Here is a 13,709-nt window from a genome sequence, read left to right as displayed (position 1 = left end):
GGCGGAAACGTCCGCGCGGCACCGTCGTATCCGGTGGCCGGAACCGGTCGCGGTGAGCGTGCGCGAGGGGTGCGGCGGGGGAGCGCGGCGAGCACCGGCCGCCCGGCCTGATCGTCGGCGCCGGTACGTAGACTGGGGCGCGTGAGCGACCAGCCCCAGCCCCCCGAGCCCGAGCCCGGCGACCACGAGTCCGACGACGAGCTGTACGACGAGATTCCCGACCCCTCCGAGGTCCCGGACTTCGAGAGCATCGTCGGGGAGGAGACGGACCGCGATCCCGACCTGGCGGTGATCGAGGCCGGCAGCCGCACCCTGCGCACCCAGGCGGGCCCGCCGCAGGCGGACGTGGTGCCCGCCCGCCCCGAGGACCCCGAGACCGACCGGGCGCTGCGCCGCGTCGAGGCCGAGCTGATGAGCCGCTGGCCGGAGACGAAGCTGGACCCGTCGTTGCAGCGCATCCAGGCCCTTATGCACGTGCTGGGCGACCCGCAGCGCTCGTACCCCTCCATCCACATCACCGGCACGAACGGCAAGACCAGCACGGCCCGCATGGTCGAGGCGCTGCTGAGCGCCTTCGAGCTGCGCGTCGGCCGGTACACCTCGCCGCACGTGCAGTCGATCACGGAGCGGATCAGCGTCGACGGGGCACCGCTCCCGGCCGAGCGGTTCATCGAGACCTACGACGACATCAAGCCGTTCCTCGACATGGTCGACTCCCAGCAGGAGCACCGGCTGTCCTTCTTCGAGGCGCTCACGGGCATGGCGTACGCGGCCTTCGCCGACGCTCCGGTCGAGGTCGCCGTCGTCGAGGTCGGCATGGGCGGCAGCTGGGACGCGACGAACGTGATCGACGCGGGCGTCTCCGTGATCACCCCGATAAGCCTGGACCACACGGAGAAGCTCGGCGCGACGCCGGAGGCGATCGCCGTCGAGAAGTCCGGTGTGGTGAAGCCGGGTTCGACGGTCGTGCTGGCGCAGCAGCCGGTCGAGGCCGCCTCGGTCGTGCTCAAGCACGCCGTCGAGGTGGACGCGACGGTCGCCCGCGAGGGCATGGAGTTCGGCGTGGTCTCCCGGGAGGTCGCGGTCGGCGGGCAGCTGCTGACGCTGCGCGGGCTCGGCGGCGAGTACCCGGAGATCTTCCTGCCGATGTACGGCGCGCACATGGCGCACAACGCCGCGGTCGCGCTCGCCGCCGTCGAGGCGTTCTTCGGCATCGGCGCCGAGCACGCGCGCACCCTCGATCTGGACGTCGTCCGCCAGGCGTTCGCCTCGGTCTCCTCGCCGGGCCGCCTGGAGCTGGTCCGTACGAGCCCGACGGTGCTGCTCGACGCCGCGCACAACCCGGCCGGCGCGCAGGCCACCGCCGCCGCCGTCGGTGAGGCGTTCAGTTTCAGCCGCCTGGTCGGCGTCGTCGGCACCAGCATGGGCAAGGACGTCCGCGGCATCCTGGAGGCGTTCGAGCCGGTCTTCGCGGAGATCGTCGTGACCCGCAACTCCACCACCCGCGCCCTGGACGTCGACGAACTCGCCGCGCTCGCGGTGGAGGTCTTCGGCGAGGACCGCGTGCAGGTGGAGCCGCAGCTCGACAGCGCGCTGGAGCAGGCGATCACCCTGGCCGAGGAGGAGGACGAGTACGCGGGCGCGGGCGTCCTCGTCACGGGCTCGGTCATCACGGCGGGCGAGGCCCGGCTGCTGCTCAAGAGGGGGCGCTGATGCGCACGCTCTGCGCGAGCACGCTCGTGGGCGAGTTCTTCGTGATCGGCCTCGCGGGCCTGGTGGCGATGCGGACGACGGACGTGCCCATGGGCACCTTGTGGACGGTCAGCGGCGTCGCGATGCTGCTCAGCCTGGTGCTCTGCGGAGTGCTGACGCGTCCGGGCGGGGTGCAGCTCGGCTGGGCTCTGCAGATCGCGTTGATCGCGTCGGGATTCATCGTTCCCACGATGTTCTTCCTCGGCGCGTGTTTCGCCGGATTGTGGTGGGCTTCGGTTCACTTCGGCCGGAAAGTCGACGAGGCAAAGGCGCGTTACGCGACGTGAGAGCGGGGGCGGGAGGAGCACTGTGTGAAAGCGGCAGCTGATCCCCGTGTAGCCTCGGGGAACCCGTTTTTGCAGCACAGCTTTCCGCTTCAGTACGAGGAGCATCCACCATGAGCCAGCGCACGCTCGTCCTGCTCAAGCCCGACGCGGTCCGCCGCGGTCTGGTCGGCGAGATCATCGGCCGTATCGAGAGCAAGGCGGGGTGGAAGATCTCCGCGCTGGAGCTTCGTACGCTGGACCGCCCGCTGCTGGAGACGCACTACGCGGAGCACGAGGGCCAGCCTTTCTACGAGCCGCTGATGACCTTCATGTCCTCGGGCCCTTCGGTCGCCATGGTGGTCGAGGGCGAGCGGGTCATCGAGGGGCTGCGCACGATGGCCGGTCCGACGGACCCGATCGCCGCCGCGCCCGGCTCGATCCGCGGCGACTTCGGCACGATCGTGCGGGAGAACCTCATTCACGCGTCGGACTCCGAGGAGTCGGCCGAGCGCGAGATGAAGATTTTTTTCCCGAACTTTGTCTGAGGGTTTTCTGACGGGGCATCAGCCCTGAAGTCCCTGGTGATCAGGGGCGGCCGAATCCAACGGCCGCCCCTGACGCATATGCACGCCTGTTCGGGGGAAGGCATCACCCGGACACGACGTCACTTTTCGCAGGTGCGACGTGTGTTGTGCGGAGAATGGCGGAGGCACCCTCGCCGCGTGTTCGAGCATCCGCGTCTACGATGGAACCTCGCGCCACTCAGTGCATGCGCGTCCCCCCTCTCCTGCCATCCTCCTACTTCACATCGCTACAGTTGGAAGGCCCGCATCCTATGGCGAACAACATGTCGTTCATCGGCCGTGATATGGCTGTCGACCTCGGGACCGCCAACACGCTGGTGTACGTCAGGGGCCGCGGGATCGTCCTCAATGAGCCCTCCGTCGTCGCCATCAACACGAACACGGGCGGAATTCTGGCGGTCGGCGCCGAGGCGAAGAAGATGATCGGCCGTACCCCCGGCAACATCGTGGCCGTCCGTCCCCTGAAGGACGGCGTCATCGCCGACTTCGAGATCACGGAGCGCATGCTCCGCTACTTCATCCTCAAGATCCACAAGCGACGCTGGATGGCGCGTCCCCGCGTCGTCGTCTGTGTCCCCTCCGGCATCACCGGCGTCGAACGCCGCGCCGTGATCGAGGCGTCCACGCAGGCGGGCGCCCGGCAGGTGCACATCATCGAGGAGCCGATGGCCGCGGCGATCGGTTCCGGGCTCCCCGTCCACGAGGCGACCGGCAACATGGTCGTCGACATCGGCGGCGGGACCACCGAGGTCGCCGTCATCTCGCTCGGTGGCATCGTCACGGCCCAGTCGATCCGCGTCGCGGGCGACGAGCTGGACAACGCGATCATCCAGCACATCAAGAAGGAGTACAGCCTCCTGCTCGGCGAGCGCACCGCCGAGTCCATCAAGATCACGATCGGTTCGGCGTACTCGCTCGACAAGGACGAGCACACCGAGATCCGGGGCCGGGACCTGGTCAGCGGCCTCCCCAAGACCGTGGTCATCTCCGCGGCCGAGGTGCGCAAGGCCATCGAGGAGCCGGTCAACGCCATCGTCGACGCGGTGAAGACCACCCTCGACAAGTGCCCGCCCGAGCTCTCGGGCGACGTCATGGACCGCGGCATCGTCCTCACCGGCGGCGGGGCCCTGCTCCGCGGGCTGGACGAGCGGCTGCGCCGGGAGACCGGCATGCCGATCCACATCGCGGAGGACCCGCTGGACTCCGTGGCCCTCGGCTCCGGCAAGTGCGTAGAGGAGTTCGAAGCACTCCAGCAGGTGCTCGACGCCCAGCCGAGGCGATGAACTGAATACGACGCCCCGCCGCGTGGATGGCTGACTGTCCGCGCGGCGGTTCGTTAACTGTTCCCGGACACCCTTTTCCGGACGACAGCCGAACGACAGCCGAGACCGGCCCCCGTCACCGGCGGCCGGCGGCACGGCGGGCGATGCCGGCCAGCGCAGGGCAGCGCCCGCCGTACCCACAACGACAGAGCACGACCCGTTCCGACTGAGGAAAGGCACGGCCGCCGCACGTGAGGGACACACGAGAAAGCCGGCTGCTGCTCGTACTGCTGATCGCCATCGCGTTCGCACTGATCACGGTGGACATCAGAGGCGGCGAGCAGTCCCCGCTCGACAGCGCGCGGCAGGGGGCGGCCTCCGTCTTCGGCCCCGTGGAGAACGGCGTTTCCGCCGCGGTCGACCCCGTCGGAAACGCGGTCGGTGCCGTACGGGACTCCGGAGAGCGTCACGACCGCATCAGCCGTCTGGTGCAGGAGAACGCCGCGCTCAAGCAGAAGCTCGGCTCCAGCGACCGCAACCGCTCCCGCTCCAAGCAACTCGACGACCTGCTCAAGACCGCCGGTGCCGGCGGCTACGGCATCAAGGGCGCGCAGGTCACCGCCATCGGTGCCGCCCAGGGCTTCTCCTGGACGATCACCATCGACGCCGGCAGCAAGGACGGCATCGTCCGCGACCAGAGCGTCATCAACGGACAGGGTCTGGTCGGCCGGGTCACCACCGTCGGCCCGGACAGCTCGACCGTCCTGCTCGCCAACGACCCGGACTTCACCGTCGGCACCCGGATGGAGAAGACCGACGAGCTGGGCTTCGCCACCGGCCGCGGCGGCAACGAGCTGACCGTCCAGCTCCTCAACGGCAAGGCCGAGGTGGACAAGGGCGACCGGCTGGTCACCTTCGGCTCGCAGGACAACAAGCCGTTCGTCCCGGGCGTCCCCGTCGGCAAGGTCACCAAGGTGGACCGGACCGGCGGCGACCTCACCCGGACGGTGAGCGTCCGTCCCTTCGTGGGCTTCAGCAAGCTCGACATCGTCGGCATCGTCGTCGAACCGCCGCGCGAGGACCCGCGCGACGAGGTGCTGCGGCCCGAGAAACCGGCCAAGCCCAAGCCCGCCCCGACGGTCACCGTCACCGAAAAGCCCAGCGCGAGCGCCACCGCCCCCAGGAGCTGACCCGATGCGCCTCAACCGGATGCTGCTTTCGACCTTCCTCGTGGTCGTCGCCCTGATCGTCCAGGTGAGTGTGCTCGCCAGACTCCAACTGCCGGGCGCGGTCCCCGATCTGCTGCTGCTCGTCGTCCTCGGCCTGGCCATGGTCTACGGGCACACGGCGGGCGCGCTGATCGGCTTCGTCGCCGGGCTGCTCGCCGACATCGCGCCGCCCGCCGACCACGCGGTGGGCCGGTACGCGCTGGTGCTCTGCGTCGTCGGCTACGTCGCGGGGCTGACCAAGCCGGAGTCGGGCCAGCACCGTTCGGCGACGGTGCCGATGCTCGTCGTCGGCGTCGCCGCGATCAGCTCCACGCTGCTGTACGCGGGCGTCGGCGCGCTGGTGGGCGACACCGCCGCCGGCACCGCGGGCATCCTCGGGCTGCTGTTCACCGCGACCCTGTACGACCTGCTGCTGGCGCCCTTCACAGTTCCCGTGATCATGGCGCTGGCCCGCCGTACCCAGCGCGACCCGGTCGCGACCGAGGGCGCGGGCGGCGGCACCGCCAGCGGCCGGGACCGCAGCTACGGCTGGCTGACCTCGGGCGCCGGGATCGGCATCGGCGGTTCGGGCGCCGGGATCTTCAGCAGGCCGGGCGGCCGCGGCGGCTTCGGCAAGGCCGAACGGAACGGCAAGACCGTCCGGTTCGGCGGCCAGAAGAGCGAGCTGCTCGGCAGCGGACGCCGTACGGCACGGAACAAGGCCGGGAAGATCAAGGGAGTGAAGAAGCTGTGAGCCGCCTTCCCGAGAAGGCCTCGCGGGTCTCCATCCGGCTCATCGCCATCCAGATTCTGGTCATGTCCCTGCTCGCCACGCTCGGCGGGCGTCTGTGGTATCTCCAGGTCCGCAACGGCGAGGAGTACCAGAAGGAGGCGTCGGGCAACCACGTCCAGCAGGTCGTCCAGCCCGCGACGCGGGGCTCCATCCTCGACGCGCGCGGCGTGCCGATCGCCGACAACGAGACCCGGCTCGTCGTCTCCGCCTCCCGCACCGACCTGATGAAGATGGACGACGGGGGCAAGGCCGTCCTCGAACGGCTGGCCAAGGTCCTGCGGATGGACCCGAAGACGGTGCGCGAGAAGGTCCGGCTCTGCGACGCGGAGACCCCGCAGCCCTGCTGGAACGGCTCTCCGTACCAGCCCATCCCCGTCACCGACGAGGCCACCACGCAGCAGGCCCTGCAGATCCGGGAGCGCGCGGAGGACTTTCCCGGGATCACGGCCGAGCCCACCGCCGTACGCCGCTACCCCGCTCCGTACGGGGCGAGCACCTCGCAGGTGCTCGGGTACCTCTCGCCCGTCACGGACGAGGAGATCGAGAAGGCGAAGAAGACCGATTCGCCGTTCCTCTCCTCCGACGAGATCGGCCGCTCCGGCATCGAGCGCTCCTACGACAGCGCGCTGCGCGGCAGTTCGGGCGTCACCCGGTACGAGGTGGACAACCTCGGCCGCGTGATGGGACGGGCCAAGAGCGACAAGGCGGTGCCGGGGTCGAGCCTCGTCACGAGCATCGACTCGCGGGTGCAGGCCGTCACCGAGAAGCAGCTCGACAAGGCGATGAAGGCGGCCCGCAAGGAGCACGACCGGAACACCGGCCGCAACTACGAGGCGGACGCGGGCGCGGCCGTCGTCATGGAGAACAAGACCGGACGCGTGGTCTCCATGGCCTCCAACCCGGAGTACGACCCCAACGACTGGATCGGCGGCATCTCCGGCGACAAGTACAAGGAGCTGACCGGGAAGAAGTCCAACTACCCGCTGCTCAACCGCGCCATCCAGGGCCTGGCGGCGCCGGGTTCGATCTTCAAGGTCATTCCGACGACGGCCGCGATCAACGCCGGTTACCCCTTCGACGGCAACTACGAGTGCAGCTCCTCGTACAGCGTCGGCGGGCAGGTCTTCAAGAACTTCGAGTCGCAGAGCCACGGCAGCATCGGCCTCGGCCGCGCGCTGGAGGTCTCCTGCGACACCGTCTTCTACCGGCTGGCCCACAAGGAGTGGCAGAAGGACGGCGGCAACAAGCCGAAGAAGGACACCAAGGACTGGTTCTACAAGACGGCCCACCAGTTCGGCCTGGGCAAGAAGACCGGCATCGACCTCCCGAACGAGGTCACCGGCCGGGTCCCGGACCGCCAGTGGAAGAAGGACTACTGGAAGGCCAACAAGGACGCCTGGTGCCAGCAGGGCAAGGACCCCAAGTCGTACGCGGACAAGATCGCCAAGGAGAACTGCGTCTCCGGCATGAAGATGCGCGCCGGTGACAGCGTCAACTACTCCATCGGCCAGGGCGACACCCTCGTCACCCCGATCCAGATGGCGACGATCTACGCGGGCATCGCCAACGGCGGCACTCTTTTCGACCCGACGATCGGCAAGGCCGTCGTCGACCCCAAGGGCAAGGACATAAAGGAGATCGAGCCGAGCCCGCACGGCAAGCTGCCCATCAGCAAGGAGAACCTCGCGAAGATGGACAAGGCCCTCGCGGGCGTCGCCGAGCGCGGCACCGCCGCCTGGCGCTTCGGGGACACCGGCTGGCCGCAGGACAAGATCCCGATGCACGCCAAGACGGGTACCGCCGAGGTCGCCGGGAAGCAGACCACGTCCTGGTTCGCGACCTACACGGACGAGTACACGATCGTCATGACGATCTCCCAGGGCGGTACGGGTTCCGGTGCCTCGGGCCCCGCCGTGCGCGAGATCTACAACGCGATCTACGGCGTCGACAAGGACGGCAAGATCCACCCGAAGCGGGCCCTGCTGCCGAAGCCGGAGAAGGCGCTGCCCCGCATCGACAAGCACGGCAACATCGTGGCCGAGCGCGGCAAGCTCCCGCCCGAGCAGGACGAGCCCGCCAAGCCGGGCGAGGACCCGGAGCAGGAGGCCCCCGCGCAGCAGGCGGGCGGTGACGGCGGCGGCGGAGCCGGTGACGGCAGCGGAGCCGACGGTGGTGACGAGCGGGCCGGCGGCGGGGACGCGCGTGGTGACGGCGGCGGGGGTGATCCCGGCGGCGGGGGCGCGGGTGCCGCGGCGCAGCCGGCGCGTCAGGAGTCGGAAGCAGAGGGCCAGGGATGAGCACGCACTCGTACACGCTCAGCGGTTACGGGCCGCGCAGCCGCAGCGTCTGGGACCGTCTCACCGGCCGTGACTCCGTCGTCTGGCGGCTCGACTGGATCATGATCGGCTCGGGCATCGTGCTGTCCGTCATCGGTTCGCTGCTGGTCTGGTCGGCCACCCGCAACCGGACCGACCTCAACCAGGGCGACCCGTACTACTTCCTCACCCGGCACTTCCTCAGCCTGGTCGTCGGGCTGCTGCTGATGGGCGGGATGGTGTGGCTCGGGCACCGGCGGGTGCGCGGGGCCGTGCCGGTGCTGTACGGGGCGACCCTGGTGCTGGCGCTGCTGGTGCTCACGCCGCTCGGCGCGACCATCAACGGGCAGCGGGCCTGGATCCAGCTGGGCGCCGGATTCTCCATCCAGCCCGCCGAGTTCATCAAGATCACGGTGATCCTGGCGATGGCGATGCTGCTCGCCGCCAGGGTCGACGCGGGCGATCTCGACCATCCGGCGCACCGCACGGTGCTCCAGTCGCTGGGCATCGCGGCCGCGCCGATCGTCGTCATCATGCTGATGCCGGACCTCGGCTCGGTGATGGTGATGGTGGTGATCGTGCTCGGCGTCCTGCTGGCCTCCGGTGCCTCGAACCGGTGGATCATCGGGCTGTGCACGGCGGGAGCCGGCGGCGCGGTCCTGGTGTGGGTGCTGGGGCTGCTCGACGAGTACCAGATCAACCGGTTCGCGGCCTTCGCCAACCCGGCCCTGGACCCGGCGGGCGTCGGCTACAACACCAACCAGGCGCGGATCGCGATCGGTTCGGGCGGGCTGCTCGGCAAGGGCCTGATGAACGGCACCCAGACGACCGGCCAGTTCGTGCCCGAGCAGCAGACGGACTTCGTGTTCACCGTCGCGGGCGAGGAACTCGGCTTCGTCGGCGGGCTGCTGATCATCGTGCTGCTGGGCGTGGTGATCTGGCGGGCCTGCCGGATCGCGCGGGAGTCGAACGAGCTCTACAGCACCGTCGTCGCCGCCGGGATCATCGCCTGGTTCGCCTTCCAGTCCTTCGAGAACATCGGGATGACGCTGGGCATCATGCCCGTCGCGGGCCTTCCGCTGCCGTTCGTCTCCTACGGCGGTACCTCGATGTTCGCGGTGTGGATCGCGGTGGGGCTGTTGCAGTCGATCAGGGTGCAACGCCCGGTCGCCGGATAGCGGCGCGGGCGGACCGGACGGAGCCACAGCGAGGGGCGTACACCAGCGGGTGTGCGCCCCTCGGCACGTCGGGGACCGGTACGTCGGCGCTGGCGGGAAACGCGCGCGGCGCGGGCGTTAGGCTGGATGGTCACCTGTGCACGTACAGCCCGCTGATGCTCTGACGCGAGCCCCCTGATCCGAGACACCAGATCCGAGGACACCACCCATGCCTGTCGAGTCGGTCTTCCCGCGCCTGGAGGCCCTCCTCCCGCACGTCCAGAAGCCGATCCAGTACGTCGGCGGAGAGCTGAACTCCACCACCAAGGACTGGGACGCCTGCGACGTCCGCTGGGCGCTGATGTACCCCGACGCCTACGAGGTGGGACTGCCCAACCAGGGCGTCATGATCCTCTACGAGGTGCTCAACGAGCGCGAGGGCGTGCTCGCCGAGCGGACCTACAGCGTGTGGCCCGACCTGGAGAAGCTGATGCGGGAGCACGACGTCCCGCAGTTCACCGTCGACGCGCACCGCCCGGTCGGCGCCTTCGACGTCCTCGGCGTCTCCTTCTCCACCGAGCTCGGCTACACCAACCTGCTCACCGCGCTCGACCTCTCCGGCGTCCCGCTGGAGGCGGCCGACCGGACGGAGGACCACCCGATCGTGATGGCGGGCGGGCACGCGGCGTTCAACCCGGAGCCCGTGGCCGACTTCATCGACGTCGCGGTCATCGGCGACGGCGAGCAGGCCGTCCTCGAGGTCACCGACATCATCAAGGCGTGGAAGCAGGAGGGCCGGCCCGGCGGGCGGGACGAGCTGCTGCTGCGGCTGGCGAAGACCGGCGGCGTGTACGTGCCGCGGTTCTACGACGTCGAGTACCTGGCGGACGGCCGGATCTCCCGCGTCGTTCCCAACCGCTCCGGCGTCCCGTGGCGGGTCTCCAAGCACACGGTGATGGACCTCGACGAGTGGCCGTACCCGAAGCAGCCGCTGGTGCCGCTGGCCGAGACGGTGCACGAGCGGATGTCCGTCGAGATCTTCCGCGGCTGCACGCGCGGCTGCCGGTTCTGCCAGGCCGGCATGATCACCCGGCCGGTGCGCGAGCGGTCGATCACCGGCATCGGCGAGATGGTCGACAAGGGCCTCAAGAACACCGGCTTCGAGGAGGTCGGCCTGCTCTCGCTGTCCTCCGCCGACCACAGCGAGATCGCGGACGTCGCCAAGGGCCTCGCCGACCGCTACGAAGAGGACAAGATCGGCCTCTCGCTGCCGTCCACCCGCGTCGACGCCTTCAACATCGACCTGGCCAACGAGCTCACCCGCAACGGCCGCCGCTCCGGCCTCACCTTCGCCCCCGAGGGCGGCAGTGAGCGCATCCGCAAGGTCATCAACAAGATGGTCTCGGAGGAGGACCTGATCCGGACCGTCGCCACCGCGTACGGCAACGGCTGGCGTCAGGTGAAGCTGTACTTCATGTGCGGCCTCCCCACCGAGACGGACGAGGACGTCCTCCAGATCGGCGACATGGCGGTCAACGTCATCGCCAAGGGCCGTGAGGTCGCCGGCTCCAACGACATCCGCTGCACCGTCTCCATCGGCGGTTTCGTGCCCAAGCCGCACACCCCGTTCCAGTGGGCGCCGCAGCTGTCCCCCGAGGAGACCGACGCCCGGCTCGCCAAGCTGCGGGACAAGATCCGCGGAGACAAGAAGTACGGGCGCTCCATCGGCTTCCGGTACCACGACGGCAAGCCCGGCATCGTCGAGGGCCTGCTCTCGCGCGGTGACCGCCGCGTCGGCGCCGTCATCCGCGAGGTGTACGAGCAGGGCGGCCGCTTCGACGGCTGGCGCGAGTACTTCAGCTACGACCTGTGGATGACCGCGGCCGCGAAGGCGCTGCCCGCCTACGGCGTGGACGTCGACTGGTACACCACGCGCGAGCGCACCTACGAGGAGGTCCTCCCCTGGGACCACCTCGACTCCGGTCTCGACAAGGACTGGCTCTGGGAGGACTGGCAGGACGCCCTCGACGAGACCGAGGTTCCCGACTGCCGCTGGGACCCCTGCTTCGACTGTGGCGTCTGCCCCCAGATGGACACCGAGATCCAGATGGGCCCGACGGGCAAGAAGCTGCTGCCGCTGACCGTCGTCAAGTAACCGCGCGCACCGGCGACTTCGCCGTCCCGCAGCTCTGTGGCCGGGCCCTTCGGGGCCCGGCCACACTGGTGTGATGCCGAAACTGACAGCGCCGACGCCCGCCGTGCACGCCTCGTTCCTCGACGCGATGGCGGAGTTCCGCGCGGAGGGCCGCGGCGGCCCGGACGACGGCTCGGCCGTCGCCCGCGAGATCCGCGCGTACGGGGACCGCTGGCACGACCCGGCGGTCTTCGCCGCGTACACGGCCTGGCTGCGGGAGCAGAGCGGGCCCGGACGGGACACCGGCACCGTGCCGTGCACCCACTTCTGGTGCACCGAGGGCGAGATCTACCTCGGTCGGCTCGCCGTACGGCACCGGCTGGACGACTTCCTGCGCGAGTACGGCGGCCACATCGGCTACGACGTACGCCCCTCGGCCCGCCGCCGGGGCCACGCCACCGCGATGCTCCGCGCGGCACTGCCCCGCGCGCGGGCGCTCGGGCTCGGCTCCGTACTCGTCACCTGCGACCACGACAACCTGCCCTCGCGCCGGGTGATCGAGGCCTGCGGCGGGATCTTCGAGGACCGGCGCGGCGCCAAACTGCGGTACTGGATCGACACGGCGGACACCCCGGGCACCGGCGGCTGAACCACCCGGAACGAGGAGCCGGGGCGGCGGCTCTGGACACGCCGCGTACCCTGGGCAGAAGGATTTCTCCGCCGACGGGGCGGACCGGCCCGGCGAGACCGGGCCCGTCCACACCGCCCGAGCGGACTTCCGCCCCCTTTGACAGACACACGAAGGGCGGCCGCTCGACGGTGCGCCGCCCGGCACCGAGGAGAGAACCACTGGGCAAGCGACAGCCCGAAGGCCCGCCGCCCGCACCCGCAGTGCAGCGTGTTCGACTTCGCTACACCAAGCGTGGCCGCCTCCGGTTCACCAGTCACCGAGATTTCCAGCGCGCGTTCGAACGGGCGCTGCGCAGGGCAGGGGTGCCCATGGCGTACTCCGCCGGATTCACCCCGCACCCCAAGGTCAGCTACGCCAACGCCGCACCCACCGGCACCGGCAGCGAGGCCGAGTACCTGGAGATCGCCCTCACCGAGCGGCGCGACCCCGAGGTACTGAGGGACCTGCTCGACGACTTCATGCCCGACGGGCTCGACATCGTCGACGCGGTCGAGACGGCCACGTCCGCCTCGGCCTCCGACTTCGCCCACCGGCTGGAGGCTTCCACCTGGGAGATCCGGCTGGACGGCGTGACGCCCCAGGAGGCCGAGCGCGCCGTCGCGGCCTTCCTGGCGGCGGAGACGGTGGAGGTCCAGCGGCAGACGAAGAAGGGCATCCGCACCTTCGACGCCCGCGCCGCCGTCGCCTCCCTGACCTCAGCGGAAGCCGATCCGCAGGACAGGGGCGATAGGCCGGGAGAGGGTCCCTGTGCGATACTGCGCCTGGTAGTACGACACCTGACACCTGTCGTACGACCCGACGACGTCCTGTCCGGTCTCCGCGCTACGGCCGACCTGGCGCCGCCGGTCGCCGCAGCGGTGACCAGGCTGGCGCAGGGGCCGCTCGATACGGAGTCCGGCACGGTGACCGACCCGTTGGCGCCCGACCGCGACGCAACCGCCGTCGCGACGGCGCCGGGCGGCAGCGCGTAGGCCACGGCCTGGAGGATCACCGTTGAATGCGCCACCGCTGATGCACGCGCCAGGGAGCCACCCTGGACCGCTGTCCGGCAGGCGAGCGCACTGACCAGCAGACTTTCGCCGTAGCCGGGTTCACGCACAGGCCCGGAACCGGCGAGCGACACGACAGCTCCCGTGTGGCGCCCACGCCCCGGAGTGCGGCCCCGCGCAGTGCGGGGCCGCACCCACAAGAGCCGGGCGCGGCGCCCGGGAGCGTGACGGGAGAACTGCCCGCATGCTCGAACCGATCGAATCCGCAAACGCGGAGAGCGAAGAGACCACCACACAGCAGCAGAACGGGGACGCGGCCGCCGCCGGCACCTCCCCGAGCGACACCCTTCCGCCGCGCCGGCGCCGCCGCGCCGCCACCCGCCCCGCGGGTCCCGCCGGCCCGGCCGAGAGCGCCGCGAGCGCGGTCGTCGAGACGGCCCCGGCGCCGCAGCCCGTGGACGCGGGCGAGAGCGCGGCCGCGACGGCCGAAGCCCCCGCGAGCGAGGCCGCCGCGCCCGCGCCCCGTGCGCGCCGCCGGGCCACCCGCAAGGCCAGCGC

General features: G+C 70.3%; 11 protein-coding genes and 1 pseudogene. All 12 read left to right on the top strand.

The genetic code is table 11. The features are described 5' to 3' along the window. Nucleotides 1-201 precede the first annotated feature (201 nt). Nucleotides 202-1,713: a folylpolyglutamate synthase/dihydrofolate synthase family protein gene (locus HCC30_RS03695; RefSeq protein ID WP_169441356.1), complete on the top strand. Its 1,512-nt coding sequence runs from the start codon at nt 202-204 to the stop codon at nt 1,711-1,713. Next, the gene (locus tag HCC30_RS03690; RefSeq protein WP_169440555.1) at nt 1,713-2,039 is read left to right on the top strand and encodes a DUF4233 domain-containing protein; all 327 of its coding nucleotides are present in this window, start codon (nt 1,713-1,715) and stop codon (nt 2,037-2,039) included. Before HCC30_RS03695 ends, HCC30_RS03690 begins: the two co-directional genes overlap by 1 nt. A 110-nt stretch (nt 2,040-2,149) precedes the next feature. Then, nucleotides 2,150-2,563 carry a nucleoside-diphosphate kinase gene (gene ndk / locus HCC30_RS03685; RefSeq protein ID WP_169440554.1) on the top strand — a complete coding sequence of 138 codons (414 nt, stop codon included), beginning with the start codon at nt 2,150-2,152 and terminating at the stop codon, nt 2,561-2,563. A gap of 302 nt (nt 2,564-2,865) precedes the next feature. Then, nucleotides 2,866-3,885, top strand: a complete 1,020-nt coding sequence (locus HCC30_RS03680) for a rod shape-determining protein (protein ID WP_169441355.1) — start codon at nt 2,866-2,868, stop codon at nt 3,883-3,885. A gap of 230 nt (nt 3,886-4,115) precedes the next feature. Beyond that, on the top strand, nt 4,116-5,054 hold the full coding sequence (gene mreC / locus HCC30_RS03675) for a rod shape-determining protein MreC (RefSeq protein ID WP_169440553.1): 939 nt from the start codon (nt 4,116-4,118) through the stop codon (nt 5,052-5,054). A 4-nt stretch (nt 5,055-5,058) separates the two neighbouring features. After that, on the top strand, nt 5,059-5,826 hold the full coding sequence (gene mreD / locus HCC30_RS03670) for a rod shape-determining protein MreD (protein ID WP_169440552.1): 768 nt from the start codon (nt 5,059-5,061) through the stop codon (nt 5,824-5,826). Then, entirely contained in the window at nt 5,823-8,162 is a 2,340-nt protein-coding gene (mrdA, locus tag HCC30_RS03665) for a penicillin-binding protein 2 (RefSeq protein WP_169440551.1), read from the top strand. The genes mreD and mrdA overlap by 4 nt, the downstream gene beginning before the upstream one ends. Further along, on the top strand, nt 8,159-9,358 hold the full coding sequence (gene rodA / locus HCC30_RS03660; protein ID WP_169440550.1) for a rod shape-determining protein RodA: 1,200 nt from the start codon (nt 8,159-8,161) through the stop codon (nt 9,356-9,358). The genes mrdA and rodA overlap by 4 nt, the downstream gene beginning before the upstream one ends. Nucleotides 9,359-9,566: 208 nt before the next feature. Then, nucleotides 9,567-11,492, top strand: a complete 1,926-nt coding sequence (locus HCC30_RS03655; protein WP_169440549.1) for a TIGR03960 family B12-binding radical SAM protein — start codon at nt 9,567-9,569, stop codon at nt 11,490-11,492. A 73-nt stretch (nt 11,493-11,565) separates the two neighbouring features. After that, nucleotides 11,566-12,120 carry a GNAT family N-acetyltransferase gene (locus HCC30_RS03650; protein WP_169440548.1) on the top strand — a complete coding sequence of 185 codons (555 nt, stop codon included), beginning with the start codon at nt 11,566-11,568 and terminating at the stop codon, nt 12,118-12,120. Between the two features lie 242 nt (nt 12,121-12,362). Continuing rightward, nucleotides 12,363-13,133, top strand: coding sequence for a TIGR03936 family radical SAM-associated protein (locus HCC30_RS03645; protein ID WP_169440547.1), 771 nt, complete (start codon nt 12,363-12,365; stop codon nt 13,131-13,133). A gap of 262 nt (nt 13,134-13,395) precedes the next feature. Then, a pseudogene (locus HCC30_RS03640) lies at nt 13,396-13,709 on the top strand (hypothetical protein); the annotation flags it as partial.

It is taken from the genome of Streptomyces sp. HNM0574 (assembly GCF_012726235.1).
Classification (GTDB): Bacteria; Actinomycetota; Actinomycetes; order Streptomycetales; family Streptomycetaceae; genus Streptomyces.
Note: the sequence above shows the minus strand (reverse complement) of the source record. Positions and strands in the feature narration are given on the sequence as shown.